The organism is Mesorhizobium sp. WSM3862 (genome assembly GCF_002294985.1).
In the GTDB taxonomy this organism is placed as follows: Bacteria; Pseudomonadota; Alphaproteobacteria; order Rhizobiales; family Rhizobiaceae; genus Mesorhizobium.
The window spans coordinates 254,796-279,819 of record NZ_NSGE01000004.1; the positions used below are offsets into that span (position 1 = coordinate 254,796).

General features: G+C 63.7%; 30 protein-coding genes. 16 read left to right on the forward strand and 14 right to left on the reverse strand.

The window, feature by feature from the left end; translation table 11 throughout:
- Positions 1 to 17 precede the first annotated feature (17 nt).
- From CK224_RS13615 to hisB, 8 genes are read right to left on the reverse strand one after another with little or no spacing between them, the layout of a single operon-like run.
- The gene (locus CK224_RS13615; protein ID WP_067002906.1) at positions 18 to 341 is read right to left on the reverse strand and encodes a phosphoribosyl-ATP diphosphatase; all 324 of its coding nucleotides are present in this window, start codon (positions 339 to 341) and stop codon (positions 18 to 20) included.
- A 9-nt stretch (positions 342 to 350) separates the two neighbouring features.
- The gene (hisF, locus tag CK224_RS13620; protein WP_176477933.1) at positions 351 to 1,145 is read right to left on the reverse strand and encodes an imidazole glycerol phosphate synthase subunit HisF; all 795 of its coding nucleotides are present in this window, start codon (positions 1,143 to 1,145) and stop codon (positions 351 to 353) included.
- A complete protein-coding gene (locus CK224_RS13625; RefSeq protein WP_095782131.1) occupies positions 1,142 to 1,981 on the reverse strand; it encodes an arginase family protein in 840 nt (279 codons plus the stop codon). The genes hisF and CK224_RS13625 overlap by 4 nt, the downstream gene beginning before the upstream one ends.
- Complete coding sequence (hisA, locus tag CK224_RS13630; protein WP_095782132.1) at positions 1,978 to 2,721, reverse strand: 1-(5-phosphoribosyl)-5-[(5-phosphoribosylamino)methylideneamino]imidazole-4-carboxamide isomerase; 744 nt, start codon at positions 2,719 to 2,721, stop codon at positions 1,978 to 1,980. The genes CK224_RS13625 and hisA overlap by 4 nt, the downstream gene beginning before the upstream one ends.
- A gap of 2 nt (positions 2,722 to 2,723) precedes the next feature.
- Positions 2,724 to 3,014, reverse strand: coding sequence for a DUF1330 domain-containing protein (locus CK224_RS13635; RefSeq protein WP_095782133.1), 291 nt, complete (start codon positions 3,012 to 3,014; stop codon positions 2,724 to 2,726).
- The gene (gene hisH / locus CK224_RS13640; RefSeq protein ID WP_095782134.1) at positions 3,015 to 3,665 is read right to left on the reverse strand and encodes an imidazole glycerol phosphate synthase subunit HisH; all 651 of its coding nucleotides are present in this window, start codon (positions 3,663 to 3,665) and stop codon (positions 3,015 to 3,017) included.
- 1 nt (position 3,666) lies between these two features.
- Positions 3,667 to 4,140, reverse strand: coding sequence for a DUF2628 domain-containing protein (locus tag CK224_RS13645; protein WP_095782135.1), 474 nt, complete (start codon positions 4,138 to 4,140; stop codon positions 3,667 to 3,669).
- A 4-nt stretch (positions 4,141 to 4,144) separates the two neighbouring features.
- A complete protein-coding gene (hisB, locus tag CK224_RS13650) occupies positions 4,145 to 4,744 on the reverse strand; it encodes an imidazoleglycerol-phosphate dehydratase HisB (RefSeq protein ID WP_095782136.1) in 600 nt (199 codons plus the stop codon).
- 203 nt (positions 4,745 to 4,947) lie between these two features.
- Here hisB and hslV point away from each other — a divergent pair, with 203 nt between their 5' ends.
- The 5 genes from hslV to CK224_RS13675 all read left to right on the forward strand — a co-directional run bounded on the left by hslV (position 4,948) and on the right by CK224_RS13675 (position 9,082).
- On the forward strand, positions 4,948 to 5,499 hold the full coding sequence (hslV, locus tag CK224_RS13655) for an ATP-dependent protease subunit HslV (RefSeq protein WP_067002895.1): 552 nt from the start codon (positions 4,948 to 4,950) through the stop codon (positions 5,497 to 5,499).
- 49 nt (positions 5,500 to 5,548) lie between these two features.
- Entirely contained in the window at positions 5,549 to 6,073 is a 525-nt protein-coding gene (locus CK224_RS13660; RefSeq protein WP_095782370.1) for a GNAT family N-acetyltransferase, read from the forward strand.
- A gap of 5 nt (positions 6,074 to 6,078) precedes the next feature.
- A complete protein-coding gene (locus CK224_RS13665) occupies positions 6,079 to 6,678 on the forward strand; it encodes a DUF2585 domain-containing protein (protein WP_067002893.1) in 600 nt (199 codons plus the stop codon).
- Between the two features lie 5 nt (positions 6,679 to 6,683).
- On the forward strand, positions 6,684 to 7,994 hold the full coding sequence (gene hslU, locus CK224_RS13670) for an ATP-dependent protease ATPase subunit HslU (RefSeq protein ID WP_095782137.1): 1,311 nt from the start codon (positions 6,684 to 6,686) through the stop codon (positions 7,992 to 7,994).
- Between the two features lie 128 nt (positions 7,995 to 8,122).
- The gene (locus CK224_RS13675) at positions 8,123 to 9,082 is read left to right on the forward strand and encodes a DUF1402 family protein (RefSeq protein ID WP_067323893.1); all 960 of its coding nucleotides are present in this window, start codon (positions 8,123 to 8,125) and stop codon (positions 9,080 to 9,082) included.
- Positions 9,083 to 9,100: 18 nt separating this feature from the next.
- Here CK224_RS13675 and CK224_RS13680 read toward each other — a convergent pair whose 3' ends face one another.
- Genes CK224_RS13680 through CK224_RS13695 form a run of 4 tightly spaced genes read right to left on the reverse strand, consistent with a single transcriptional unit; the run spans position 9,101 to position 12,640 of the window.
- Positions 9,101 to 9,910, reverse strand: coding sequence for a 3-methyl-2-oxobutanoate hydroxymethyltransferase (locus CK224_RS13680; RefSeq protein ID WP_095782138.1), 810 nt, complete (start codon positions 9,908 to 9,910; stop codon positions 9,101 to 9,103).
- A gap of 28 nt (positions 9,911 to 9,938) precedes the next feature.
- Positions 9,939 to 11,156, reverse strand: a complete 1,218-nt coding sequence (locus tag CK224_RS13685) for an FAD-dependent oxidoreductase (protein WP_245425928.1) — start codon at positions 11,154 to 11,156, stop codon at positions 9,939 to 9,941.
- A gap of 16 nt (positions 11,157 to 11,172) precedes the next feature.
- Positions 11,173 to 11,487, reverse strand: a complete 315-nt coding sequence (locus CK224_RS13690; protein ID WP_067002880.1) for a MocE family 2Fe-2S type ferredoxin — start codon at positions 11,485 to 11,487, stop codon at positions 11,173 to 11,175.
- Positions 11,488 to 11,533: 46 nt separating this feature from the next.
- Positions 11,534 to 12,640, reverse strand: a complete 1,107-nt coding sequence (locus CK224_RS13695; protein ID WP_095782371.1) for a fatty acid desaturase family protein — start codon at positions 12,638 to 12,640, stop codon at positions 11,534 to 11,536.
- A 177-nt stretch (positions 12,641 to 12,817) separates the two neighbouring features.
- Between CK224_RS13695 and CK224_RS13700 the strand changes: the two genes are divergently transcribed.
- The 9 genes from CK224_RS13700 (at position 12,818) to CK224_RS13740 (ending at position 21,311) form a co-directional block, all read left to right on the forward strand.
- Entirely contained in the window at positions 12,818 to 13,849 is a 1,032-nt protein-coding gene (locus tag CK224_RS13700) for a LacI family DNA-binding transcriptional regulator (RefSeq protein ID WP_095777088.1), read from the forward strand.
- Between the two features lie 368 nt (positions 13,850 to 14,217).
- Positions 14,218 to 15,159, forward strand: coding sequence for a sugar ABC transporter substrate-binding protein (locus CK224_RS13705; protein WP_067002877.1), 942 nt, complete (start codon positions 14,218 to 14,220; stop codon positions 15,157 to 15,159).
- Between the two features lie 180 nt (positions 15,160 to 15,339).
- A complete protein-coding gene (locus CK224_RS13710) occupies positions 15,340 to 16,416 on the forward strand; it encodes an ABC transporter permease (protein ID WP_095782140.1) in 1,077 nt (358 codons plus the stop codon).
- A gap of 2 nt (positions 16,417 to 16,418) precedes the next feature.
- Entirely contained in the window at positions 16,419 to 17,189 is a 771-nt protein-coding gene (locus tag CK224_RS13715; RefSeq protein WP_067003269.1) for an ATP-binding cassette domain-containing protein, read from the forward strand.
- An 83-nt stretch (positions 17,190 to 17,272) separates the two neighbouring features.
- On the forward strand, positions 17,273 to 18,265 hold the full coding sequence (gene iolG / locus CK224_RS13720) for an inositol 2-dehydrogenase (protein ID WP_067002875.1): 993 nt from the start codon (positions 17,273 to 17,275) through the stop codon (positions 18,263 to 18,265).
- Positions 18,266 to 18,296: 31 nt separating this feature from the next.
- On the forward strand, positions 18,297 to 19,091 hold the full coding sequence (locus tag CK224_RS13725; RefSeq protein WP_067002874.1) for an SDR family oxidoreductase: 795 nt from the start codon (positions 18,297 to 18,299) through the stop codon (positions 19,089 to 19,091).
- 156 nt (positions 19,092 to 19,247) lie between these two features.
- A complete protein-coding gene (locus tag CK224_RS13730) occupies positions 19,248 to 19,514 on the forward strand; it encodes a type II toxin-antitoxin system Phd/YefM family antitoxin (RefSeq protein ID WP_067002873.1) in 267 nt (88 codons plus the stop codon).
- Positions 19,511 to 19,933 (forward strand): type II toxin-antitoxin system VapC family toxin, encoded by a 423-nt coding sequence (locus CK224_RS13735; RefSeq protein WP_095782141.1) that lies wholly within the window; start codon positions 19,511 to 19,513, stop codon positions 19,931 to 19,933. The genes CK224_RS13730 and CK224_RS13735 overlap by 4 nt, the downstream gene beginning before the upstream one ends.
- Positions 19,934 to 20,219: 286 nt before the next feature.
- Positions 20,220 to 21,311, forward strand: a complete 1,092-nt coding sequence (locus tag CK224_RS13740) for a 3-deoxy-7-phosphoheptulonate synthase (protein WP_067323911.1) — start codon at positions 20,220 to 20,222, stop codon at positions 21,309 to 21,311.
- 21 nt (positions 21,312 to 21,332) lie between these two features.
- Here the strand turns inward: CK224_RS13740 and CK224_RS13745 are convergent, their stop codons facing one another.
- Positions 21,333 to 21,968 carry a LysE family translocator gene (locus CK224_RS13745; protein WP_095776900.1) on the reverse strand — a complete coding sequence of 212 codons (636 nt, stop codon included), beginning with the start codon at positions 21,966 to 21,968 and terminating at the stop codon, positions 21,333 to 21,335.
- 127 nt (positions 21,969 to 22,095) lie between these two features.
- Between CK224_RS13745 and CK224_RS13750 the strand changes: the two genes are divergently transcribed.
- Positions 22,096 to 22,797: a YafY family protein gene (locus CK224_RS13750; RefSeq protein WP_095782142.1), complete on the forward strand. Its 702-nt coding sequence runs from the start codon at positions 22,096 to 22,098 to the stop codon at positions 22,795 to 22,797.
- Positions 22,798 to 22,809: 12 nt separating this feature from the next.
- On the opposite strand, the gene CK224_RS13755 is transcribed toward CK224_RS13750, so the two are convergent.
- Complete coding sequence (locus CK224_RS13755; RefSeq protein ID WP_095782143.1) at positions 22,810 to 23,919, reverse strand: Gfo/Idh/MocA family oxidoreductase; 1,110 nt, start codon at positions 23,917 to 23,919, stop codon at positions 22,810 to 22,812.
- A 158-nt stretch (positions 23,920 to 24,077) separates the two neighbouring features.
- Here CK224_RS13755 and CK224_RS13760 point away from each other — a divergent pair, with 158 nt between their 5' ends.
- On the forward strand, positions 24,078 to 24,923 hold the full coding sequence (locus CK224_RS13760; protein WP_170950336.1) for a MurR/RpiR family transcriptional regulator: 846 nt from the start codon (positions 24,078 to 24,080) through the stop codon (positions 24,921 to 24,923).
- The last annotated feature ends 101 nt before the right edge of the window (positions 24,924 to 25,024 follow it).

The following is a 25,024-nucleotide window of genomic DNA, read 5'->3' on the forward strand; positions in this document are numbered from 1 at the left end:
CTATCCGTCTTTAGCGGTCAGCCCCGGGGCCGGGACGCCTTTTCGGCGACGCCCGAGCGGCCGGTGCGGCCCTCGAGCTCCTTCATCACGTCCTGCAGCGGAATGCCCGCGATCGCGAGAACGACCAGCCAATGATATAGAAGATCGGCGCTTTCTGAAACGAGGGCCTGCCTGTCGCCGCGAATGGCGGCGATCACCGCCTCGACCGCTTCCTCGCCGAGCTTCTGCGCCGCCTTGTCCATGCCCTTGGCGAACAGTTTTGCCGTCCATGAGTCCGGGTCGCCGGAATGGGCGCGCTGATGGATTATCGTTTCCAGCTCGGCGAGCGAAAATTGAGCCATAGCAGTGGTTTAAGTCCGATGCACGGTCGAGTCCAGCCGCATCGGCAGGCCGGCGCCCGCCATATGCGCCTTGGCCTCGGCGATGGTGTAGGTGCCGAAATGAAAGATCGAGGCGGCAAGCACGGCGGCGGCATGGCCATCGCGGATGCCTTCCACCATGTGATCAAGCGTGCCGACGCCGCCCGAAGCGATGACCGGCACACGCACGGCATCGGCGATCGCGCGGGTCAGCGCGATATCGTAGCCGGCCTTGGTGCCGTCGCGGTCCATCGAGGTCAGCAGGATCTCGCCGGCGCCGCGATCGACCATCTTCTTGGCGAACTCGACCGCGTCGATGCCGGTCTTCTCGCGCCCCCCATGCGTGAAGATCTCCCAGCGGTCGGCCTCGCCGGCAGCCGATACTTTCTTGGCGTCGATGGCGACGACGATGCACTGGTTGCCGAACTTGTCGGCAGCCTCCGCGACGAAATCCGGGTTCTTCACCGCCGCCGTGTTGATCGATACCTTGTCGGCGCCGGCCAGAAGCAGCCTTCGGATGTCGGCCACCTGGCGCACGCCGCCGCCGACGGTGAGCGGCATGAAACATTGTTCGGCCGTGCGGGCGACCACGTCGAAGATCGTCTCGCGATTGTCGGACGATGCGGTGATGTCGAGGAAGCAGAGCTCGTCGGCGCCCGCCTCGTCATAGGCCTTCGCCCCCTCGACCGGATCGCCGGCATCGACCAGGTCGACGAAATTGACGCCCTTGACCACGCGGCCGTTCTTGACGTCGAGACAGGGAATGACGCGGGCTTTCAGCATCAGCGCCCCTCCATGGTCGACAAAAGGTCGACCACCAGCTCGCCGACCTGCGGCGGCACCTCGCCCTTCGGGTCGAACGCCGGATCGTAGGCGGAAATGGTAAGTCCGGCGATGCTGAGCGGGCCGGCAAAGCCGCACATCGCGGTGCGGACCTGCTCCGGCGCCGGGCCGCCGAGCGTTGCGTAACGATTGGCCTGCAGCGTTTCCGGATCATGCACGTCGAGGTCGACATGCATGTGAATGCGCTCGGCACCCGTGGCCTTCAGCTTCGCCGCGGCCACTGCCCAGTCCGGACACTCGGTGCGGATGATCGGCAGCTTCTCCAAAAGCTCTTTCTCGGCCGTATCGAGGTCGCGTGCGTTGACCAGGACACAGCGGGCCGGCTCGATCGGCCTGAAGCCGGGAATCTGCGCCGCCATGCGCCGCCAACACAATCCAAGCGCCGTTGCCAGCGCCATGCCGTCGAGAAAGCCGGAGGTGGAGGTTTCCGGCGTGTTGAGGTCGCCATGCTGGTCGGCCCAGATGATGGCGTCCGCGCCTTCACCGGCGACCGCGCCCGCGCTGGTCAGGCAGTTGCCGGCCAGAACGATGGGAAAGCGCCCATTGTCCAGCGCGATGCGGACCTCGCCCGAAACGACGTTGCAGACGGCAAATCCCGTGCCGATCTCGCGCTCCTGCTCGTCCTCGACGACCTTGCCGATGTCGCGCACCTCGACGTCGTGACCGGCAAGCTTCAGCGCCTCGGCCAGCCCGCCGGAGATCAGCGCATCGGGGCCTTGGCCACAGCGGCCGTGAAAGTGGCCGCTGTCATAGGACGCCAGGATGATCGAGATGTTCACGCTCGTGCCTCCGCGTTGCCGCGCAGGATGGCGAGCGCCTCCGCCGGGTCGATGCGCCCGTCATAGAGCGCGCGGCCGGAGATCGCGCCCTCCAGGCGCTTCGCATCGGGCATGGTCATGCGCACGATGTCGGCGATCGAGGCCAATCCGCCGGAAGCGATCACCGGGATCGACACCGCCTCGGCGAGATCGATGGTGGCATCCCAGTTGATCCCGGAGAGCACGCCGTCGCGGTCGATGTCGGTGTAAATGATGGCGGCCACGCCCGCACCTTCGAACTTCCTCGCCAGTTCGATGACGCCGAGTTCCGAGGCTTCGGCCCAGCCCTCGACCGCCACCTTGCCGCCCTTGGCGTCGATGCCGACCGCTACCTTGCCGGGAAAGGTCCTGCATGCCTCCTTCACCAGTTCGGGCTCCCGCACCGCCACGGTCCCGAGGATGACTCGCGCCAGCCCGCGGTCCAGCCAGTCCTCGATCTGCGCCAGCGTGCGGATGCCCCCGCCGAGCTGCACCGGGTTCTTCGTCGCCTTGAGGATGGCGCCGACCGCCGCGGAATTGACGCTCTGTCCCTTGAAGGCGCCGTTGAGGTCGACGACGTGCAGCCATTCGAAGCCTTGCTCTTCGAAGGCTCGTGCCTGGGCCGCCGGGTCATCGTTGTAGATGGTGGCGGTTGCCATGTCGCCGTGCTTCAGGCGCACGCATTTGCCGTCCTTGAGGTCTATTGCCGGAAACAGGATCACGATCAGGCGCCCTCGACGATGGCGAAGTGGCCGGTCGATGCCGCCAGCCGGAATTTCAAGGCTTCCTGGTACTCGGGCGACTGATAGCAGGCGAGCGCCCTGTCGTAAGAATCGAACTCCACCACGACATGGCGGTTTCCCGTTGCCCCCTCCGGGTCGGTATGGCGGCCGGCCCGAACAGCAAACTTCGCGCCAAATTTGGCGAAGGCCCTCGCGTTGGCCTCGATGTATTTCTTGTAGGTGTCCGGGTCGCGGACATCGATCATGGCGATCCAGTAGCCCTTCTTGCTCATTCAGGGCCTCCAATTCAGGAAATTGGTGATCAGCGCCAAGCCGAGCGCCTGGCTTTTCTCGGGATGGAACTGCGTGCCGGCAAAGTTGTCGCGGGCAACGGCCGCCGTCACCGGCCCGCCATAGTCGGCCGTCGCCAGCACCTCGGCCGGGTTCCTCGCCTCCAGGTGGTAGGAATGGACGAAATAGGCGTGCAGCCCTTTCGGACCGGTCTCGACGCCCGAAAACAGCGGATGCTTGCGCGCGAGCTCGATCGTGTTCCAGCCGATCTGCGGGATCTTTAGTGCCGGATCCTTCGGCGTGATTTCCTTGACGTCGCCAGCAATCCAGCCAAAACCCTCGGTGACGGTCTTTTCCAGCCCGCGTTCCGACATCAATTGCATGCCGACGCAGATGCCGAGGAACGGCCGCCCTTTGCGAAGCGCCGCCTCTTCCACCGCTTCCCACATGCCGGTGACGGCATGCAGGCCGGCCGCGCAGTCGGCATAGGCGCCGACGCCCGGCAGGACGACGCGGTCGGCGCTGCGCACCCGCTCGGCGTCGGCGGTGAGATCGATGGTCGCGGCGATGCCCGCCTCATGCGCGGCGCGCTCGAAGGCCTTGGCGGCCGAGCGCAGATTGCCCGACCCATAGTCGATGATCGCTACCCGCATGTCAGGGCCTTCCCGGCGTATGGGTCAGCCCCAGCGCCATGCCCGTCTGCGCCGGCCGCGCCAGGTTGGTGTCGGGCACGATGTGCGGCATCGGCGCCTGTTCCTGCGTGCGCTCGCTGGCTTCAAGCGCGTGACGGACCTCGGCATCGCCGAGCCTGCCGGCCTCGACGACGCCCCATTCCCGCCAGCCGCGGCGGCGGAGCGCCGCGATCCGCAGGGCCTGGCCTTCGAAGCCGATATAGAGCGACACCAGCAGCGAGAGCGCCGATCCAGCCCATTCAAGCCTTAGTTTCTCGCCGAGCATGGACAACGCCGCCATGGCCGCGAAGGTGAGCAGGGCCTCGATCCAGAGGCGGTGCCAGGCGAGCCAGATCGGCGAGAACAGGAAACCGAGCCAGGTGAAGCTGTCGCGCACCAGGGCGGCGTCCTTCTCGTTGCCCCCCGCAGGCGGCTGCATCACGACATAGATGGCCATAGGGTTATCCTTTCAGGGATCCCTTGGTGGACGGCACCGCATCGGGCTGGCGCGGGTCAGGCTCCAGCGCCACGCGCAGCGCCCTGGCCACGGCCTTGAAGCAGGTTTCCGCAATATGATGGTTATTGGCGCCGTAGTGGTTGGTCACATGCAGCGTTATGCCGGCATTCTGCGCCAGCGCCTGGAAGAATTCGCGCACCAGCTCAGTGTCGAATGTGCCGATCTTCGGCGACGAGAAGGAAACGTTCCAGACCAGGAACGGCCTGCCGGAAACGTCGATCGCCGCCCGGGTCAGCGTCTCGTCCATGGCCAGGTCGATCGAGGCATAGCGCATAATGCCGCGCCGCTCCCCCAAAGCCTTGCTCAGCGCCTGGCCGATGGCAATGCCGGTATCCTCGACCGTGTGATGGTCGTCGATGTGAAGATCGCCTTTGGCCTCGATCGTCATGTCGATCAGCGAATGGCGCGACAGCTGATCGAGCATGTGGTCGAAGAAGCCGACACCCGTCGAAATGTCGGATTTACCCGTGCCGTCGACATGGACCGATACGGAAATCTCGGTTTCCTTGGTCTTGCGGCTGATTTCTGCGGAACGGGGCGGCATCAGTCTGTCCTGTTCAGAGGCGCGGGCTTGAAAACGAGAGCCTTCTATCAGCATGATCCGGCGATTGCCAGTTGCCATTCCGGACTGTATCGGCCTTGCCGCGGACGGTTTGCAATCACTCGCCCTATGCATACATATGGCCGATCAAAGTCACTCGTACCGCGCCAATCGCCTTTGAGGGATAGCGCGACTCGGAGCAGGAAATGTCGAATGAACTGACCATGCACGCCACGACCATCGTCACCGTGCGCAAGGGCAGCAAGGTTGTCATCGCCGGCGACGGCCAGGTCAGCCTTGGCCAGACCATCATGAAGGGCAATGCACGCAAGGTGCGCCGCATCGGCAAGGGCGGCAGTGTCATTGCCGGTTTTGCTGGCGCAACCGCCGACGCCTTCACTCTCCTCGAACGCCTCGAAGCCAAGCTCGAACAATATCCTGACCAACTGACCCGCGCCTGCGTCGAGCTCGCCAAGGACTGGCGCACCGACCGCTATCTGCGGCGCCTGGAAGCGATGATGCTGGTCGCCGACAAGTCGGTCTCGCTGGCGCTGACCGGCACCGGTGACGTGCTCGAGCCAGAACATGGCGTCATGGCCATCGGCTCCGGCGGCAACTACGCGCTCGCCGCCGCCCGCGCGCTGATGGACACCGACAAGGACGCCGAGGAGATCGCCCGCAGGGCGATGCAGATCGCCGCCGATATCTGCGTCTACACCAACAGCAGCTTCGTCGTCGAAACGCTCGATGCCGCCTAGGCGGCCGGCCATGATCCCGAAAAATGGGAATCGGCTTCTGGAACAGATCATGGTCGAACAGGAAGACAGCTACGATTTTCGGCCGGTCACCCAAAAGGATCTGCCGATGATCGCCCGCTGGCTTGCCGAGCCGCATATCGCCGAATGGTGGGGCGATCCGGAAAAGGAGATCGCCGAGATACGCGAGCATATCGGGTCGGTTTCGGTGGAGCCGCTGATCGTCGAATTGGGCGGCAGGCCGATCGCCTATCTGCAGAGCTACGATCCGCATCTCGAGGACGACCATCCTTACGCCGACCAGCCATTCGGCACGCTGGGTATCGATCTGTCGATCGGGCCGCCGGACCTGGTCGGCATCGGCCACGGCTCGGCCATCGTCCGCCAGTTCGTCGCGGAACTGTTCGAGGAAGGCGCGCCGCGCGTCGTCATCGATCCGCATCCCGGCAATGGCCGCGCCATCCGCGCCTATGAAAAGGCCGGCTTCAGGCCGATCGGCCGCAGGCATTCGGAATATGGGGACGTCGTGCTGATGGCCGTCGATGCGGCCGAAAGCGACCAACAAGAGGGGGACTGATCACAATGACCGCATCCGGGGGAGACAAGACGCTGTCGGCCTATGAAGACAGCTGGCGCATGGGGCTGTTGCTGGTGCTGGCTCTCGTCGTTTTCCAGGCCGGCATTCTCTACGGCATGGGCCATCCGCCGATCTGCACCTGCGGCTACGTCAAGCTCTGGCACGGTGTGGTGAATAGCTCGGAGAATTCCCAGCACATCGCCGACTGGTACACCTTCTCGCACATCATCCATGGCTTCCTGTTCTATGCGCTGGCCTGGGCTCTGTTCCCGCGCTCGCCCGTCGGGCTGAGGCTGGCTTTCGCCGTCCTCATCGAGGGCGGCTGGGAACTCCTGGAGAACAGCCCCTTCATCATCGACCGCTACCGCGCCGGCACTATCTCCCTCAACTATTACGGCGACAGCATCATCAATTCGGTGTCCGACACGCTGTTCATGGCGCTCGGATTTGTGATGGCGCGAAAGCTCCCTATATGGGTGATCGTGGCCCTGGCGCTCATTTTCGAATTCGGCACGGGCTACATCATCCGGGACAATCTGACGCTCAACGTGATCATGCTGCTGCATCCGTTCGAGTCCATCAGGCAGTGGCAAAGTGGAATTTGAGTAATATGAGCACCTTTTCTCCCCGCGAAATCGTTTCGGAACTCGACCGCTTCATCATCGGCCAGAAAGACGCCAAGCGCGCCGTGGCGATCGCCTTGCGCAACCGCTGGCGTCGCCAGCAGCTGGAGGGCCAGATGCGCGAAGAGGTGATGCCCAAGAACATCCTGATGATCGGCCCGACCGGCGTCGGCAAGACCGAGATCTCGCGCCGGCTGGCGCGGCTGGCCGGCGCGCCTTTCGTCAAGGTCGAGGCCACCAAGTTCACCGAGGTCGGCTATGTCGGCCGCGACGTCGAGCAGATCGTGCGCGATCTCGTCGAGGTCGCCATCGGGCTGACGCGCGAGAAGATGCGCGAGGACGTCAAGGCGCGCGCTCACATCAATGCCGAAGAGCGCGTGCTCGAAGCTTTGGTCGGCAAGACCGCGAGCCCGGCCACGCGCGACAGCTTCCGCAAGCGGCTGCGCGACGGTGAGCTCGACGACAAGGAGATCGAGATCGAGGTGGCGGACACCGGCACCGGCGGTATGCCGGGCTTCGAGATCCCCGGCATGCCGGGCGCCAATATCGGCGTGCTCAACATCAACGATATGCTGTCGAAGGCGATGGGCGGCAGGAAGACCAAGACCCGCAAGACGACGGTGAAGGAATCCTACGCGCTACTGATCAATGACGAGTCCGACAAGCTGCTCGACCAGGACGAGGTGGTTCGCCAGGCGCTGGAATCGACGGAGAATGACGGCATCGTGTTCCTCGACGAGATCGACAAGATCGCGGCCAGGAGCGACATTTCGGGCGGTCCCTCGCGTGAAGGCGTTCAGCGCGATCTGCTGCCGCTGGTTGAAGGCACCACCGTTGCGACGAAATACGGGCCGATCAAGACGGACCATATTCTTTTCATCGCCTCGGGCGCGTTCCACGTCTCCAAGCCTTCGGACCTGCTTCCGGAGCTGCAGGGCCGCTTGCCGATCCGGGTCGAGTTGCGTGCCCTGGAGAAGCAGGATTTCGTCCGCATCCTCACCGAAACGGAGGCCAGCCTCATCAAGCAGTATATTGCGCTGATGAAGACCGAAGGCGTCGAGTTGGCCTTCACCGACGACGCCATCGATTCGCTCGCCTGCATTGCCGTCGACCTCAACGCCAATGTCGAGAATATCGGCGCCAGACGCCTGCAGACGGTGATGGAGCGGGTGCTGGACGAGATTTCCTACGACGCGCCGGACCGCCACGGCACGGCGGTCACCATCGATGCCGACTACGTGCAGAAGCATGTCGGCGATCTCTCGCGCAACACCGACCTGTCACGGTTCATCCTCTAACGGGCGAGCCCGGCGATGTGTGGCCAGATGGTACCATCTGGCCACCTTTCGTCCCGTCGGAAGCTTGCCTCGTCTCGACTCTCCCACGCGCTTTACCTAGTTTGCCGCCGACTTGAAGGCGGCGGTGGATGAAGAAACGCATACTTCTTTTTGTTGGGCTGGCATTGGCCGCGGCGATGGCAACGGCGAACGCGGCGACCATGGTGCCGCCGGGCAATCGCAACAGCGTGCAGCCGGATATTCCGGGCGCTTCCAGCCGGCGCACTCAGGCCACCAACACCAGCTTCCAGGCCAAGTATCGCAAGGTCTACGCGCTCTTGCAGAACGATGCCGAGCTGCGCGCCAAGATCCGGAAAGTGGCGGCCGCCTACGACATCGATCCGATGCACATCGTCGGCGCCATCGTCGGCGAGCACACCTATAATGTCGACGCCTATGATCGGCTGCAGACCTATTACGTCAAGGCAATGTCATACCTGTCGAGCAAGCTCACCTTTGCTTATGAAGGGGAGGACGTCAGCGATTTCGTTGAGCGGCCGCAATTCCAGAAATGCGCCGGCATAACCGACAGCTACGATCTTTGGGAATGCCGCGAGCAGGTGTGGAACCATTCCTTCCGCGGCAAGACCGTCGGCGGGACCAGCTTCCCCAACGACCGCTTCGGAGCCACTTTCTTCCAGCCCTACTATGCCGGCCAGACTTTCGGACTCGGCCAGCTCAACCCGCTGACGGCGCTGCAGATGAGCGATCTCGTGCACAAGGTCTCCGGCCTGCCCGAGCTCGACGTCAATGATCCGAACACGGTCTACAAGACCATCATGGATCCCGACCTCACGCTGCCTTACGTCGCTGCGACCATCAGGAAGTCGATCGACGCTTACAACAGCATCGCCGGCTTCGACATCTCGCATAATCCGGGCCTGACCGCCACGCTCTACAATGTCGGCAACCCCGAGCAGCGCGCCTATGCGTTGGAGGAGGAGAACGAGAAGCGTCGCGCCGCCGGGGAACCGGAAAAGCTGCCCGAGGAGAATTATTACGGCTGGCTGGTCAACGACAAGCTGGACGAGCTGAAGACGCTGTTCTAGCCGGCTGAGCCGGGCGGCTCAGTAGCCTTCCGAGGCGAGAAACGCCTCGAACTTGCGCATTTCGTAGGCATCCGTCTCGACCATATGCCGCGGCTCTGGATAGGCGCCCGACTGGATATCGTCGGCATATTCGCGGAAGGCCGCGATGCGCTCGCTCTGCAGGCGGTCGAACTCCGCCGCGAAGTCGCGGTACCGCTTGGCATGGCGCGGATAATGGCCGCGATTGCTGCCGAGCACGTCTTCCGCGAACAGATATTGCGCGTCGCAGCCGGCGCCCGCGCCCATCGAAATCATGATCAGCGGCGTCCGCCGCGAGATCGCGCTTGCAACCGACGCCGGCACAACTTCGATCTCGGCGGCGAAGGCGCCGGCGGCTTCAAGCTCCTTGACCTGCTTCCAGACGAGGGCAGCACTTTCGGCCGTCTTGCCGACTGCCTTGAAGCCGCCCGTCCAGGTCGCATGCGCCGGGATCAGGCCGACATGACCGCAGACCGGAATATGCTCGTCGCGCAGCCGGCGGATGGTCTGCAGGCTGGCCGAGCAATACATGGCGTCGGCGCTGGCCGCGCGCAGCTTCACCGCCACGCGCAGGATCTCGTCGGTGGTTGCGCCCATCTTGATGCGTTCGTCGCCGGGAATGGCAAAGCAGGTGGGCGCGGCGTCGCGAAAACGCGGATCGAAGATAAGATCATAGGGGACCGAGATGATGTCGATGCCGGCACGCTCGGCGGCCTCGGCCTCCTCCAGCGAGAAAACGCGCAGCTTCGAAAGCTGCCGCTTGCCCTTGAGCGATTGCAAATCGGCGACGGTCGATCTGTTGCGTGCCATGTCCGTGAACCCCCTCGGTTATTCGGGTCTATGCCGCCAGCAGCGACTTCAGCTTGACCGATTGCGAGCCGAGCGCCTCAGGCGCGGGCGTCGCCCGCTTGGCGATCAGCATCTCGGCCAACCGTATGTCGCGCGCCACCGCATTGCCGGGCCCGATGCCGCTGGCGGCGACCAGCCTGCCGTCCTCGGCCAGGTGGAACAGAATGAAGGCGCCGTCGTAGAGGTCGCGCCGTACGGTCGAGCGGCCTTCGTCCGAAAGCCCGGCGATCTGCAGCGTGAGCCCATATTGATCCGACCAGAACCACGGCACCGCGGCATGCGCCTCCTTGGCGCCCAGCATGTTCTTCGCGGCGAGCGCGCCCTGCTCCTGCGCGTTGCGCCAGGCTTCCAGCCGCACGCGCCGGCCGCCATAGACGGCGAGCGGGAACGAGCAGCAGTCGCCGGCGGCAAAAACATCCGGATCCGCGGTGCAAAGGTTCTCATCGACGGCGATACCATTGTCGATCGCAAGTCCTGCTTCGGCGGCGAGCGCCGTCACCGGCACCGCGCCGATGCCGATCACGGCAAGATCGGCGACGATGTCCTGCCTGTCGGCAAGCGTGATGCGAACTTGCGTGCCGTCATCGGCAATCGCCGTGATGCCTTGGCCGGTAAGCACCTTCACGCCTTCGGCCTGATGCGCCTTATGAATGATTTCCGCGACCTCGGCCGGCACGCCGCGCATCAGGATGCGCGGCTGCGCCTCGAGCACCGTGACCGTTGCGCCTAGCTTGCGCGCCGAAGCGGCAAGCTCGAGGCCGATGAAACCGCCGCCGATGATGGCGACGCGGTTCTCCGGCTTGAGATGGGCGCGGATCGCGAGCGCGTCGTTGAAGGTCCTGAGATAAACGCAGCGGCCGCCCAGACCAGGCATCGGCAGCTTGCGCGGCACGGACCCGGTCGCGAGCAGCAGCTTGCCATAGCCAAGCGAAGAGCCGTCGGAGAGGCGCACGAGATGCGCGGCGCGGTCGATAGCGACGGCCCGAACGGAATGGATGTGGCGGATCGAGCGTTCGGCCAAAAGCTTGTCGCTGGCGATCGCCTTGATGAGGGGCGCCTCGCTGGTCATCGCCTCCTTCGACAGCGGCGGCCGTTCATAGGGCAGATGCGGTTCGTCGCCGACCAGCGTCACCGGCCCTTCATGACCAAGGTCGCGCAGGGTAAGCACGGCACGACCGCCGCACTCGCCGGCGCCGATGATGACCATTCCTCCCGCCATTCCGTCACCCAAGCTGAATGAGGACTTTGCCGGCGTCGACCTTGACCGGATAGGTCTTGAGATTGACGCAGACCGGCGCCCCGCGCGCGTCGCCGGTCTTGTAGTTGAAGCGGCCATTGTGTTTTGGACACTCGATGATGTCGTCCATCACCAGCCCATCGGCCAGATGCACTTTCTCATGCGAGCACAGGCCGTCGGTCGCGTAATACTCGTCCTCCGGGCTGCGATAGATGGCGTAGGTGCGGCCGGCATGATCGAACCGCATTACGTCCTCCTCGTCGATGTCTCCGGCCGCGCAGGCCTCGACCCAGTCGCTCATGTCGTCCTCCGGCGAAATTCTTCGTTGTCGGTTGTGTCGGATCCGGTCACTCGGCCGCGGCCGCTACCGGATTGTCGTTGTGGAGCTCTTCCCGGTAGGGCTTTGCCGTCGGCGGCAGCTCGCGCTTGAGGAAGTAGTCCTCGTTGCGCAGCTGGCGCAGGAAGGCCGGGATCATCTCGCGGTAGCCGGCCAGGATCGACGGCGTCGGCGCCGGCAAATCGTGCTTGATCAGCTCATGCAGCTTGGGCAGCGCGTGGTAGGGCACCATCGGGAACATGTGGTGCTCCACATGGTAGTTCATGTTCCAGTAGATGAACCGGCTGATCGGGTTCATGTAGACGGTGCGGCTGTTCAGCCGATGGTCGATGACATTGTCGGCCAGCCCGCCATGCTGCAGCAGCCCGGTCATGACGTGATGCCAGGCGCCGTAGAGGCGGGGCAGGCCGACGAGCATCAGCGGCAGCCATGAATGCAGATAGAGCGCCAGCGCGATCGTCGCGACATAGATCGCGAGCCAAATACGGGCGATGCGGATGGCCTTGGGCTGCTCCTGTTCCGGGATGAAGGTCTGTTCTGCGGCGCTGATGACGCCGGCGGCATTGCGCACCATGTCGGTCATCGCATGCCAAGCATCAAGCACGCCGAAAAAATTCAGCACAACGCGCAAAAGGTCCGGCGGTCGCATGACGGCGATCTCCGGGTCGCGGCCGACGATGATGGTGTCGGTGTGGTGGCGTGTATGGCTCCAGCGCCAGGTCACCGGATTGCGCATGATCATGAAGCAGGCGAGCTGGTAGACCGCATCGTTCATCCATTGGGTGCGGAAGGCGGTGCCGTGACCGCATTCGTGCCAGCGGGAGTCGGTCGAGGAACCGTAGAGCGTGCCATAGACAAAGAAGAACGGTACGCACCACCAGCTGCCCCAGAACCAAGCGCCGCCCGCGCCACTGAGGATCAGCGCACCGAGCCAGATGATGGTGTCGCGGATAGCGGGCTGGTCGGAGCGCTGCATCAGCTCCTTCATCTGCTTGCGCGGGATCTCGGTGTGGTACCATTGGGCCGCCGAAAGCCCGTTCTCGACCGCGCGCTTGGCGTCGCGGCCGGTCAGGCTGTAGTCGCGTCCGGACGGCGCCGGAGACGTGATTGCCGTCATTGCGGAGTCCTCCATCAGCACCTGGCGAACGGCCCTCGGCAATGCCGCGCCTCGCCCATGGCTGGCTTCGACTTCACCATAGCGCCAAGCCATGATAGCCTCAATGTCACAAAGATAGATTCTATCATTTTCTATCAGATTCGGCTAATCTGAGTCGGGCAAGCGATGGAGCACCTCATGGCTAAGCGGCCGACAATCACCGATCTCGCGCGCGTTTCAGGCTTCAGCGTCGCCACGGTCGACCGGGTGTTGAACAATCGCCTGCCGGTGCGCGAGGAGACGGCGCGTCGCGTCTACGACGCGGCGACCGACATCGGCTATCACGCCGCCGGCCTGATCAGGCAGCGCATGCGCCAGGAGTTGCCCGAATATCGTCTCGGCTTCCTGCTGCTACGCGGCAATGACGTTTTCTACGGCGATTTCGCCCGCGAGCTGGAGCTTGCGGTCTCGCAATCGCAACGTTTCCGGGGCACTGCGACGATCGACTTCGCCGCTTCGCTGGCGCCCGATGAGATCGCCGCCCAGATGCGCAAGCTGGCGGCGAAATCCAGGGCCATCGCCGTGGTCGGTCCGGACCATCCCACCCTGACGGCGGTGGTCGAGGCGCTGAAGGCGCGAGGGCAGCCGGTCTTTTCGCTGCTCTCCGACTTCGCCGCCGGCATCCGTGAAGGCTATGTCGGGCTCGACAACCGCAAGGTCGGACGCACCGCGGCCTGGATGATCGCCAAGGCCGCCAGCAAGCCAGGCAAGGTCGCGCTTTTCGTCGGCAGCCACCGTTTTCATGGTCACGAGCTGCGCGAGATCGGCTTCCGCTCCTATTTTCGCGAGCATGCGCCGGATTTCACTGTGATGGAGACGCTGGTCAACCTGGAGGCCAACCAGGTGACGCATGATGCGATGCTCGAGCTTCTGGCTCGGCATCCCGACCTTGCCGGCTGCTACGTCGCCGGCGGCGGCATGGAGGGCGCGGTCGCGGCGTTAAGGGCGGCGAAGCCGGCGCATATGCCGGTGGTCGTCTGCAACGAGATCAATGCGGAGTCGCGCGCGGCACTTGCCGACAACATCCTGACCATGGTGATCTCGACCCCGCTGGCGGCGCTCTGCCGCGAGCTTGTCGGGCTGATGGCGCATGCTATCGAGACCGGCGCCGCCAATGCGCCCGGCCAGACTTTTCTCCCCTTCGACATCTATCTGCCGGAAAACATCTAAGCCGCCTCCCGTCGGAATGATGTGATCCATCAGGCTGATGGAATTCTTTCGCGCCGTGAAATCGCCCGGAAGTCCGCCGCAGCACGTTTGCATGCCCGGCCGCGAGGGCGCTGCACGCTTGCCTCCATCGAAAAACCGGCACGTCCATTTCGAATCTCCCTTGACGGCTGCAAGCGAAATGGAATAAATATTTCACCAACTGGGTATTTTGGTTCTTTCGTTCCGGAACATCTGTTTCAAACAGAGGACCAGGCGTTCCATTATGCGAGGAAAACGCCGCCGGAAGGGCCATGGGAGAGATTCCCCGGTAACATCGGGGATTCCGGTTCAATCGGTGCAGCCGGACACCAAGTGGAGGAGAAACTAAAATGAAGAAACTGCTTTTGGGCGTCGCGCTTTCGGCGCTGATGTGTTCGTCCGCCTTCGCCGCCAAGATCGGCGTCTCGATGGCTCTTTTCGACGACAATTTCCTGACCGTGCTGCGCAACGGCATGATCGCACAGGCCAAGGGCATGGACGGCGTCGAACTGCAGGTCGAGGACGCGCAGAACGACGTGGCCAAGCAGCTCGACCAGATCAAGAACTTCGCCGCTTCCGGCGTCGACGCGATCATCGTCAACCCGGTCGACACTTCGGCCACCCAGGCGATGTCGGATGCGGCGGCCGCGGCCAAGATCCCGCTGGTCTATGTCAACCGCGAGCCGGTCAATGTCGACAAGCTGCCCGACAACCAGGCTTTCGTCGCGTCCAATGAGGCCGAGTCCGGCACGCTCGAGACCAAGGAAATCTGCCGGCTGTTCAAGGAAGCCGGCAAGAAGGAAGCCAATGTCTATGTGATCATGGGCGAGCTTTCCAATCAGGCGGCGGTGCAGCGCACCAAGGATATCGATGAAGTGATTGCCACGCCGGACTGCAACTTCATCAAGATCATCGACAAGCAGACCTCGAACTGGAAGCGTGACGAAGCGCAGAACCTGATGACCAACTGGCTGTCGTCTGGCAAGCCGTTCGACGGCGTCATCGCCAACAATGACGAAAGCGCCATCGGCGCCATCCAGGCGATGAAGGCCGCCAATATCGACATGAAGTCGGTCGTGGTCGGCGGCGTCGACGCAACCCAGGACGCGCTGGCCGCGATGCAGGCGGGCGATCTCGACGTCACGGTCTTCCAGGATGCGGCTGGCCAAGGCGCGGGCGCGCTCGATGCGGCGCTGAAGCTCTCCAAGGGCGAGAAGGTGGAGCGCAAGGTCTACATCCCCTTCCAGCTCGTGACGCCGGCGAACATCGACAAGTTCCTGAAGAAGAACTGACGCCGCGCCAACGCAATTCCAGGAAGTTTTCCATACGGACTTGCGTGAGGACAAACCCTGGAGCGGCGCTCCGACGCATCGAGTTGGCTGAAATCGGCTGCAGACAGAGCAGCGTCGCTCCCTTCCTTCTCCCGCCCGACCGGGCGGGAGAGCGGGCGCGGTCATTCGGAGGAAGAAGACGTGTCACAGACATCGCATGGCATTGGCGGGCTGAGCTATGACGCCAAGAAGCGCCCCTGGCCTGCCGAGTTCAACGTGTTTCTGGCGCTGGTCATCCTGGTCGGCGCATTCGAGCTGATCGGCCGCGTCTTCCTCGGCGACAGCTTCCTCTTCAACACCCGCGATAACGTCGATGCTATCTTCAACGAGCAGCGGCTGCAGATCATCATCCTGCAGGTGTCGATCGTCGGCATCATAGCCATCGGCGTCACGCAGGTCATCATCTGCGGCGGCATCGACCTGTCCTCGGGCTCGATCGTAGGCGCCACCGCCATGATCGCCATGAGTTTCGCGCAGGTTGCGACCGTCAACGGCAATCCCAACCCGAAGGCGATGTTCATTGACTACGGATGGACCGACCTGCCGGTCATCGTGCCGCTTCTGGTCGCGATCGGCTGCGGGCTGATTGCCGGCCTGATCAACGGCGCCCTGATCGCCTACACCCGCATTCCGCCGTTCATCGCCACGCTCGGCATGATGGTCACGGCGCGCGGCATCGCCAAATGGTGGTCGAAGGGCCAACCGATCTCGTTCCCGACCGACAGCTTCGCGGCCATCGGCAAGGGGCTGATGCCGGTCATCATCTTCATTTCACTGGCGATCCTGTTCCAGCTCATCCTGAGCTACACCCGATACGGCAAGCATTGTTACGCCATTGGCTCCAACGAGGACGCCGCGCGCATGTCCGGCATCAAGATCGCCAACCACAAGGTGCTGGTCTATGTGATTGCCGGCATCCTCGCCTCGATCGCCGCGGTGGTGCTTTCCTCCAAGAACCTCACCGCCCAGGCCGGCATGGGCGTGATGTACGAGCTCGACGCCATCGCCATGGCGGTCATCGGCGGCGTCTCGCTCTCGGGCGGCCGCGGGTCTATCATAGGCACGGTGATCGGCTCGCTGATCTTCGGCGTTATCATTTCCGGCTTCACCTTCCTGCGCCTCGACGCCTACTACCAGGAGATGGTCAAGGGCGTGATCATTGTCGGCGCAGTCGTTCTCGATCAATGGCGCCAGCGCCGCCGGGCGATAGGAGCTTGACCATGTCCGATATCGTTCTGAAGACCGAAAACCTCACCAAGCATTATGGCGGCGTTCACGCGCTGCAGGAGGCGAATTTCGAGCTGCGCAAGGGCGAGCATGTCGCCATCATGGGCGACAACGGCGCCGGCAAGTCGACCTTCGTGCGCCAGATCACCGGCGTCGAGCAGCGCACCGACGGCAAGATCTGGTTCGACGGCAAGGAAGTGAACTTCGCCGGCCCGATCGAGGCGCGCGAGGCCGGCATCGAGACCGTGTTCCAGAACCTGGCTCTGGCCGACGACCTCGACGTGCCGTCGAACCTCTTCCTCGGCCGGGAGAAGGTGCTTTTCAACCTCGGCCCCTTCTCGATTCTCGACCGCAAGGCGATGCGCAGGGCGACGGAGGCGGCGCTGATCCGCACCGCGGTGAAGATCCCGAACCTTTCCAGCACCATCCGCCACATGTCGGGCGGCCAGCGCCAATGCGTGGCGATCGCCAGGACCGCAACCTTCGCCTCCAAGCTGATCATCATGGACGAGCCGACCGCAGCGCTCGGCGTGCAGGAAACGGCGCAGGTCGAAAACATCATCCGCACGCTGAAGGAGAACGGCGAGCCGCTGATCCTGATCAGCCACAACATGCGCCAGGTCTTCGACCTGGTCGACCGCATCGTCGTCTTCCGGCGCGGCCGCATCGTCGCCAATTTGCGCAAGCAGGACACCGACGGCAACGACATCGTCGCTTACATCACCGGCGCCAAGACCGGGCAGGCGGAGCTTCAGGCCGCCTGACCAGGCGCCACGACGGGACCAGACCAAATCGTCCGCGCCGGCCGGCGCGGACACGTTTTAGAGCCACCCTCAAAGGACATTCCATGACTCTCCGCTTCGCTCTTCTCGGCGCCGGCCGTATCGGCAAGGTGCATGCCCGCGCCGTAGCCTCAAACCCGCAGGCCAAGCTGGTGGCCGTGGCGGACGCCTTCGAGAAAGCGGCGACGGAGCTTGCCTCCGCCTATGGGGCCGAGGTGCGCAGCATCGACGCCATCGAGCAGGCCAAGGACATCGACGCCGTCATCATCTGCACGCCGACCGACACTCACGCCGACCTCATCGAGCGCTTCGCCAGGGCCGGCAAGGCGATCTTCTGCGAGAAGCCGATCGACCTCGACGTCAAGCGCGTCGAGCAGTGCCTGGCCGTGGTCGACAAGGCCGGCGCTACGCTGATGGTCGGCTTCAACCGCCGCTTCGACCCGCATTTCGCCGCCGTCCGCAAGGCGATCGACGACGGCGCCATCGGCGATGTCGAGATGGTCACCATCACCTCGCGCGATCCGGGCGCGCCGCCGCTCGACTACATCGCGCGATCCGGCGGCATTTTTCGCGATATGACCATCCATGATTTCGACATGGCGCGCTTCCTGCTCGGCGAAGAGCCGGTGGCGGTCAGCGCGCACGCCTCGGTGCTGGTCGACAAGAAGATCGGCGAAGCGGGCGATTTCGATTCCGTCAGCGTCATTCTGGAAACGGCGTCCGGCAAGCAGGCCGTCATCTCCAACTCGCGCCGCGCCACCTATGGCTACGACCAGCGCATCGAGGCGCACGGCTCGAAGGGCATGGTTGCGGCCGAGAATCAGCGGCCGGTGTCGATCGAGCTCGCCAATGACAAGGGCTACACCCGCCCGCCGCTGCACGATTTCTTCATGACCCGCTATATCGACGCCTACGCCAACGAGATCGCTTCCTTCATCGCCGCCGCGACTGCCGGCAAGAAGGCGGCGCCGAGCGGCAAGGACGGGCTGGTCGCCTTGAAGTTGGCGGATGCGGCCTTGGAGTCTGCCAAGACGGGCAAGACCGTCCGCGTCGCCTGAAGGTTTTGAAATCGATTACAGGAGCAGAGCGATGAACGGTCTAGCCGGTCGCAATTCAGAAACGCGCGCCATCGTCACCGGCGGCGCGCAGGGCATCGGCTTCGCCGTGGCGGAAGCCTTGGCCGACGAGGGTTGCCGCGCGCTGGCGCTGGTCGGCCGCTCGCAGGAGAAGGGCGACAAGGCGGTCGCAGCGCTCAAGAAAAACGGTGTCGACGCCATCTTCATCAGCGCCGATGTCGCCAAGGTCGCCGACTGCAAGCGCGCCGTCGCAACGGCGCTCGCGCATTTCGGCACCTTGAACGCGCTGGTCAACGCCGCCGCCACTTCGGCCCGCGGCTCGTTGGTCGAGACATCGGAAGAGCTTTTCGATCAGATCTTCGACACCAATGTGCGCGGCCCCTTTTTCCTGATGCAGGGCCTCGTCGCGCATCTCCTGGAGCGCAGGGCGCCGGGCTCGATCGTCAACGTGCTGTCGATGTCGGCGCATGCCGGCCAGTCCTTCCTGACGCCCTATTCGACCAGCAAGGGCGCGCTGATGACGCTGACCAAGAATGTCGCCAGCTCCTACCGGAAAAACCGCATTCGCTGCAACGCGGTGCTGCCCGGCTGGATGGACACCGAGGGCGAGGCGATCGTGCAGAAGAAGTGGCACGATGCGCCGGACGACTGGCTGGAAAAGGCCGAGGCCGCGCAGCCGATGGGTCAGCTGGTGAAGCCGGCGCAGCTCGCCCGGCTGATCACCTACATGCTCAGCCCGCAGGCCGGCGTCATGACCGGCTCGCTGGTCGATTATGATCAAAATATAGCTGGCGTGATCGGGGAGTAGTGACAACGAGCAGCTTTACGCCAGAAGCAGGCCAGCTATGGGTGCAGATGTGATCAGCCTCGTGCGCCCAAAGGTATCCGGCCCCTGAGAGCCCCTGTTGCCGCAGCATTGCGATTCCGGTATAGTCAAGATGGTCAGAATAGTCATGAGATTGAGATGCTGCCCGGACCCAAAGACGATACGAGCTGGACGGTCGCTGGGGCAAAGGCCCGGCTCTCGGAGGTAATAGATCGGGCGCAATCTTCGCCTCAGACGATCACCCGTAACGGCAAACCAAGCGTTGTCGTCGTGTCCGCAGAGGAATGGCGGCGGAAGACCGCCCGCAAAGGAACGCTTGCGGAGTTCCTCCTGGAGTCGCCGCTGCGCGGCGCCGATCTCGACCTTGAGCGTCAAGCCGACGAACCGCGTGATCAGCCGCTTTGAGGCTTCTGCTCGATACCAATGTCCTGTCAGAGGTGACGAGGCCGGCGCCGGATGCAGGCGTTCTAAAGTGGCTGGACGGGCTTGATGAGGATCGATCATTCATCAGCGTCGTGTCGATCGCCGAGATCCGGCGCGGCGTTTCCCTCATGGATGAGGGCCGCAAACGAGAGGCACTGGCCGAATGGCTCGCTCGAGATTTGCCGCAGCGCTTCGAGCAAAGGGTTTTGCCGGTGGACGAAGCCGTTGCCTTGGCCTGGGGCGACCTGATGGGCCTTGCCAAGCGCCGCGGTCGCGGTCTGTCGTCGATGGACGGTCTGATCGCCGCCACCGCGATTGCGAAGCAGCTCACCTTGGCAACGCGTAATTCGAAGGATTTCGAAGGCTTTGCAATCGAACTTTTCGATCCATGGTCTGCATGAACCGTGAACCGCTGCATGATGCTCTCTTTTTTCCCGAGGCCACGGAGCACGGCGCAAACCAAGCAAATGCTTAGCTTCATGAGGACGTGACAAGCGCCTCGGCATCGACTATATGAGCCGCATGATCCACCTGACCGCCTCGTTTTGGTACTTTAGCTACGGTAGCTCGCTGGCGGCGGGAGGATTGCGCTCGATCTGAAGATTGCAGCATCTAATCCGAAAAGCCGCCAGACCTGGCGGCTTTTTCGTTTCAGCCGGCAGGTCTCCTAACCAGGAGCAGAAAGCCGTGTTGACCACCACAGACGACCTACGGGTCAAGGAACTCAAAGTCCTGAGCACGCCGGACGACGTGATGCGCGAGATACCGCGCTCGCTCACGGCGACGCGCACCGTTGCCGCCTCGCGCAACGCCATCCATTCCATCCTGACCGGGGCTGACGATCGACTGGTAGTGATCGTCGGCCCTTGTTCCATCCACGATCCGGTCGCCGCCGTGGACTACGCCAGCCGTCTGGCGGCGCTGCGCGAGGCCCTGGCCGACCGGCTCGAGATCGTCATGCGCGTCTATTTCGAGAAGCCGCGCACCACGGTCGGCTGGAAGGGCCTGATCAATGATCCCGATCTCGACGGCAGCTTCAACATCGACAAAGGCTTGCGGATGGCGCGCAACGTGCTTTCCGCCGTCAACAATCTCGGCCTGCCGGCGGCGACGGAATTCCTCGACATGACGACGCCGCAATACATCGCCGACCTCGTCGCCTGGGGCGCCATCGGCGCGCGCACGACCGAAAGCCAGATCCACCGCGAGCTGGCGTCGGGCCTCTCTTGCCCGGTCGGTTTCAAGAACGGCACCGACGGCAATCTGAGAATCGCCGGCGAGGCGGTGAAGTCCGCTGCGCAGCCGCATCATTTCATGGCGGTGACCAAGGGCGGCCGCAGCGCGATCGCGGCGACGACCGGCAACGAAGACTGCCATGTCATTCTGCGTGGCGGCGTGGCGCCGAACTACGACGCGGCAAGCGTCGACGCGGCCGCCGCGGAGCTCGGCCGCATCGGCATCGCGCCGCGCCTGATGATCGATGTCAGCCACGCCAACAGCGGCAAGAAGCCGGAGAACCAGCCGAAAGTCGCGCACGACGTGGCGGGCCAGGTCGCAGCGGGCGACGAGCGCATCATCGGAGTGATGATCGAGAGCAATCTCGTCGCCGGCCGTCAGGACGTCGTGCCCAGCAAGCAGCTCACCTACGGCCAGAGCATCACCGACGGCTGCATCGATTGGGCGACCACCGAAACGGTGCTGCACGGACTTGCCGGCGCCGTCGAGTGGCGCCGGTCGGTGAAGCGCGAACTGCTCGCCACCCGTCAGGGCGCCGCCTGACAACCCTGGCGAGGGCGGCGTTCACGCCGCCCTCAGCCCTTCCCATGCGGTGAATACCGAGACCGCGAATAGAAGCAGCCCGGCCGCACGGCCGGCAATGACCGTTGCCCGCGGATTGCCGACCAGAAGCGCCCGGCTGCGCCCGGCTGTGATGGCGAGGCCGCCGTAGATTCCTGCTTGTGTGACGACAGTCAGCAGTCCCATGATGGTCGCCTGCATCCAGATCGGACCGTAAACCGGCTTCAGGAACTGCGGATAGACGGCAAGGATAAACAGATAGGCCTTGGGGTTGATCAGGCAGGTGACCAATCCCTGGCGAAAGGCTTTCCAGGCGGAGCGGCTGCCGGCGGGCCCGTCATCGCTGACGGTGATCGAGCTGCGCATCAGCGAAATTCCGATATAGGCCATGTAAGCGGCGCCGGCGATCAGCAGCGGTTTGAACAGGACCGGCACGAAATGAATCAGCAGCCCGACGCCGATCGCCCCGTTCAACGTATGCACTACGCCGCCGAGCATAATGCCGCCGGTCGCCGCCAGCCCCCTGTCGCGCCCCCCGGTCAGCGCATTGGCCAGCACGAACAGCATGTCCATGCCTGGAACGGCGATGATGCCGAACAGCAGGATGAAGAATAGCCAGAGATTTTCCGTGTAACTCATGTCAGTTGCCTGTCGCAGCGCCCGCCAAGGACGCTGAGGAATCTGTTGATTTTCAAACCGATGCGCGGCCCTATAGGTCGTCCCAACTGACGGGGGTGTGTCAGTTGCGTTACGATCGAGTGGAAAAATGCGCAAGGCCTCGCGTCTGTTCGAAATCATCCAGATCCTGCGGCTGGCCAAGAAGCCGGTGACCGCGGCGACGATTGCCGAGCAACTGGAAGTGACGGTGCGCTCCGTCTATCGCGATATCGCAGCGCTGCAGGCGATGCGGGTGCCGATCGAGGGCGGGCGCGGCATAGGCTATATCCTGCGCCCCGGCTTCGACCTGCCGCCGCTGATGTTTTCGATCGAGGAGATGGAGGCGATCGTGCTGTCGCTGGCGCTGCTCGAACGCACCGGCGACGACGAGCTCAAGCAGGCGGCAAAGCGGGTCGGCGCGAAGATCGCCGGCGCCGTGCCACCGCCCTTGCGCCAGACGCTCGACGCCAACGCTCTTCATGCCTGGGGTTTTTCGCCTGCGGCCGCGGCGGTCGATCTGGCGCTGGTGCGCCGCGCCATCCGCGACGAGGAGAAGCTCGACCTCGCCTACCGCGACGAAGCCGGCCGCGACACACAGCGTATCGTCCGCCCGATCGCGCTGATCTACTACGCCGAGACCGCCAACATCGTCGCTTGGTGCGAGCTGCGCCAGGCCATCCGCAATTTCCGCAGCGACCGCATCGAGGATTGCCAGCCGACCGGCCTGTGGTTCAAAGGCGAAGGCGATCAACTGCGGCAGGTTTGGGTGGACGGCTGGGAGATCAATGCGGCAGCAGCCGCCGGCACCTGAAGGCGAGCCGGCTCACCTCACATCCACCCAGCGCTGTTCCTGGAACGATCGCGCCATCGCATGCACGGTGCGCTCGATCTCCAGCCCCTCGTCGAAGTCGATGGTCCGCGCCGGCTTGCCGGCGATCCGCATCAAAAGCTCGCGGCATTCGATGATCTTGAGGTCGTTGAAGCCGAGGCCGTGGCCGGGCGCCGGCACGAAGGAATCGTAGGGCTTGTGGTGCGGCGCCAGCAGGATCGTGCGGTAGCCCTGCTCGGTCGGCCGGTCGGCGGTCAGATAAAGTTGGAACTCGTTCATTCGCTCCTGGTCGTAGAGGATCGAGCCTTTCGAGCCGAAGATCTGGAGGGCGATACGGCCCTTGCGGCCCCAGGCCGAGCGATTGACCAGCAGCGTACCGGCGACACCGTTCTCCAGATGCATCAGCACACTGGCGATATCGTAGGTCTCGACCGCACGGCGGCCGCCGGAGGCGACGCGCCGGTCGGCATAGGGTTTCGCCATGTCGCACATGACGCGAGCGACGCGGCCGAACAGCACTTTGATCAGCGACAGCGGATGCACCGCGAAATCGTCGAGCGCGCCATAACCGGAAGCCGCCTCATGCTTCCAGAAGAACAGCGCCTCGGGATCGGCCATGAAATCCTCGTCCATCTCGATGCGCACGAGATTGACATCGCCGATGATCTTTTCCTCGAGCAGCGCGCCGATGTGGCGGATGGCCGGGTTCTGAATGTAGTTGTAGCCGAGCACGGCAGCCTTGCCGGATTTGGTCGCTGCCTTTGCCATCGCCTCGGCCTCGCCAAAACTCGGTGCCATCGGCTTCTCGCACCACAGATGCTTGCCGGCTTCGAGGATGGCGATCGCCATTTCAGGATGGAACTGGTTGGGCGTGGTCAGCGACACGACATCGACCTCCGGATCGTTGACGACGGCACGCCAGTCGCCCGAGCCTCGAGTGAAGCCGAACTCGGCCGCTTTGCGCTTTGCAAGCTCGTCATTGACCTCACCCAGATGCACCAGCCTCGCCTTCTCGACATCGGGAAAGACGGTGCCGACCGCGTTCCAGGCAATGGCGTGGCACTTGCCCATGAAGCCCGTGCCGATGAGGCCCACTCCGACCATGTCGATTGTCTCCGCTGAAGGGGAAGAATTCGCATGGATGAATTAATCCATTTCAGCCGAGAATGGAACGTCCAAATCATTTTTTATGGTGTTCTTGCGCGAAACCGCTATGATGAGGCAGGAGAGGGAACACCAGCATGGCCGTGGGCGGAGCGACGATGGACGGACGGGTGCCTCGCGATTTCGAGACCTTGCGCACGACGATCCTGGAGCGGCGCACCAGTCTGCCCAAGCGCATCGCGCAGATCGCCGCCTATGCGCTGGACAATCCCGACGACATCGCCTTCGGCACGGCGGCGAGTATCGCGGCTTCCGCCGGCGTCCAGCCCTCGACGTTGATCCGCTTCGCCCAGCAGCTCGGCTTCGATGGTTTCACTAGCCTGCAGCAGGTGTTTCGCGAGCGGCTGCGCGAACGCAATTCCTCCTATGACGAGCGGTTGGCGGCACTGCGCGCCAAGGCCGAGGAAGGCGCTGGACACCGGGCGATCTTCGACGGCTTCGTGGCTGCCGCCAGCACCTCGCTCAGCGACATTTCGCGCGCGCTGAACGATGCGCATTTCGAACAGGCGATCACGCTGCTGGCAAAGGCCGAGACAATCTATGTGCTAGCCAAGCGCCGCTCCTATCCGGTCGCCTCCTACATCGCCTACGCGCTTGGCAAGCTCAAGATCCGCAACCAACTGATCGAGTCGGCCGCGGGCTTGAACGCCGAGATGATCGGCTTCGCCACGCCGCGCGACGCCGTCATCGCCATCAGCTTCTCGCCTTACGCGCCTGCGACCATCGAGGAGACGCGCTCGATCGCCGAGCAGGGCGTGCCCATCGTCGCCATCACCGACAGCTCGTTCTCGCCGCTCGCCCAATTCGCCAAGGTCTGGTTCGAGGTGGCCGAATCCGATTTCGGCGGCTTCCGCTCTTTGTCGGCAACGATGGCGCTTGCCATGGCGCTGACCGTTGCCGTCGGCGAAAAGCGGCGCGACGCCGGCCGCAGGCGCAAGGCCTGAGCGGCCCCGAACGGGCGTTTTTCCATCAGGGAACACTCATTCCATATTGACTATGGATTGGAATTATTATTTCATATTGACGGTGTCACGCCGCCGTTCGC

What these genes read in the sequence shown, in the direction of transcription:
- CK224_RS13665 (WP_067002893.1), top strand. Translation starts at nt 6,079, where the DNA reads ATGACCGCATCCGGGGGAGACAAGACGCTGTCGGCCTATGAAGACAGC.
- hslV (WP_067002895.1), top strand. Translation starts at nt 4,948, where the DNA reads ATGTCGAATGAACTGACCATGCACGCCACGACCATCGTCACCGTGCGC.
- CK224_RS13695 (WP_095782371.1), bottom strand. Translation starts at nt 12,640, where the DNA reads ATGACGGCAATCACGTCTCCGGCGCCGTCCGGACGCGACTACAGCCTG.
- CK224_RS13635 (WP_095782133.1), bottom strand. Translation starts at nt 3,014, where the DNA reads ATGAGCAAGAAGGGCTACTGGATCGCCATGATCGATGTCCGCGACCCG.
- CK224_RS13725 (WP_067002874.1), top strand. Translation starts at nt 18,297, where the DNA reads ATGAACGGTCTAGCCGGTCGCAATTCAGAAACGCGCGCCATCGTCACC.
- CK224_RS13705 (WP_067002877.1), top strand. Translation starts at nt 14,218, where the DNA reads ATGAAGAAACTGCTTTTGGGCGTCGCGCTTTCGGCGCTGATGTGTTCG.
- hslU (WP_095782137.1), top strand. Translation starts at nt 6,684, where the DNA reads ATGAGCACCTTTTCTCCCCGCGAAATCGTTTCGGAACTCGACCGCTTC.
- hisB (WP_095782136.1), bottom strand. Translation starts at nt 4,744, where the DNA reads ATGCCGCCCCGTTCCGCAGAAATCAGCCGCAAGACCAAGGAAACCGAG.
- CK224_RS13700 (WP_095777088.1), top strand. Translation starts at nt 12,818, where the DNA reads ATGGCTAAGCGGCCGACAATCACCGATCTCGCGCGCGTTTCAGGCTTC.
- CK224_RS13615 (WP_067002906.1), bottom strand. Translation starts at nt 341, where the DNA reads ATGGCTCAATTTTCGCTCGCCGAGCTGGAAACGATAATCCATCAGCGC.
- CK224_RS13745 (WP_095776900.1), bottom strand. Translation starts at nt 21,968, where the DNA reads ATGAGTTACACGGAAAATCTCTGGCTATTCTTCATCCTGCTGTTCGGC.
- CK224_RS13755 (WP_095782143.1), bottom strand. Translation starts at nt 23,919, where the DNA reads ATGGTCGGAGTGGGCCTCATCGGCACGGGCTTCATGGGCAAGTGCCAC.
- CK224_RS13645 (WP_095782135.1), bottom strand. Translation starts at nt 4,140, where the DNA reads ATGGCCATCTATGTCGTGATGCAGCCGCCTGCGGGGGGCAACGAGAAG.
- CK224_RS13690 (WP_067002880.1), bottom strand. Translation starts at nt 11,487, where the DNA reads ATGAGCGACTGGGTCGAGGCCTGCGCGGCCGGAGACATCGACGAGGAG.
- CK224_RS13730 (WP_067002873.1), top strand. Translation starts at nt 19,248, where the DNA reads ATGCTGCCCGGACCCAAAGACGATACGAGCTGGACGGTCGCTGGGGCA.
- hisH (WP_095782134.1), bottom strand. Translation starts at nt 3,665, where the DNA reads ATGCGGGTAGCGATCATCGACTATGGGTCGGGCAATCTGCGCTCGGCC.
- CK224_RS13685 (WP_245425928.1), bottom strand. Translation starts at nt 11,156, where the DNA reads ATGGTCATCATCGGCGCCGGCGAGTGCGGCGGTCGTGCCGTGCTTACC.
- CK224_RS13680 (WP_095782138.1), bottom strand. Translation starts at nt 9,910, where the DNA reads ATGGCACGCAACAGATCGACCGTCGCCGATTTGCAATCGCTCAAGGGC.
- CK224_RS13760 (WP_170950336.1), top strand. Translation starts at nt 24,078, where the DNA reads ATGGACGGACGGGTGCCTCGCGATTTCGAGACCTTGCGCACGACGATC.
- iolG (WP_067002875.1), top strand. Translation starts at nt 17,273, where the DNA reads ATGACTCTCCGCTTCGCTCTTCTCGGCGCCGGCCGTATCGGCAAGGTG.
- CK224_RS13660 (WP_095782370.1), top strand. Translation starts at nt 5,549, where the DNA reads ATGGTCGAACAGGAAGACAGCTACGATTTTCGGCCGGTCACCCAAAAG.
- CK224_RS13750 (WP_095782142.1), top strand. Translation starts at nt 22,096, where the DNA reads ATGCGCAAGGCCTCGCGTCTGTTCGAAATCATCCAGATCCTGCGGCTG.
- CK224_RS13715 (WP_067003269.1), top strand. Translation starts at nt 16,419, where the DNA reads ATGTCCGATATCGTTCTGAAGACCGAAAACCTCACCAAGCATTATGGC.
- CK224_RS13675 (WP_067323893.1), top strand. Translation starts at nt 8,123, where the DNA reads ATGAAGAAACGCATACTTCTTTTTGTTGGGCTGGCATTGGCCGCGGCG.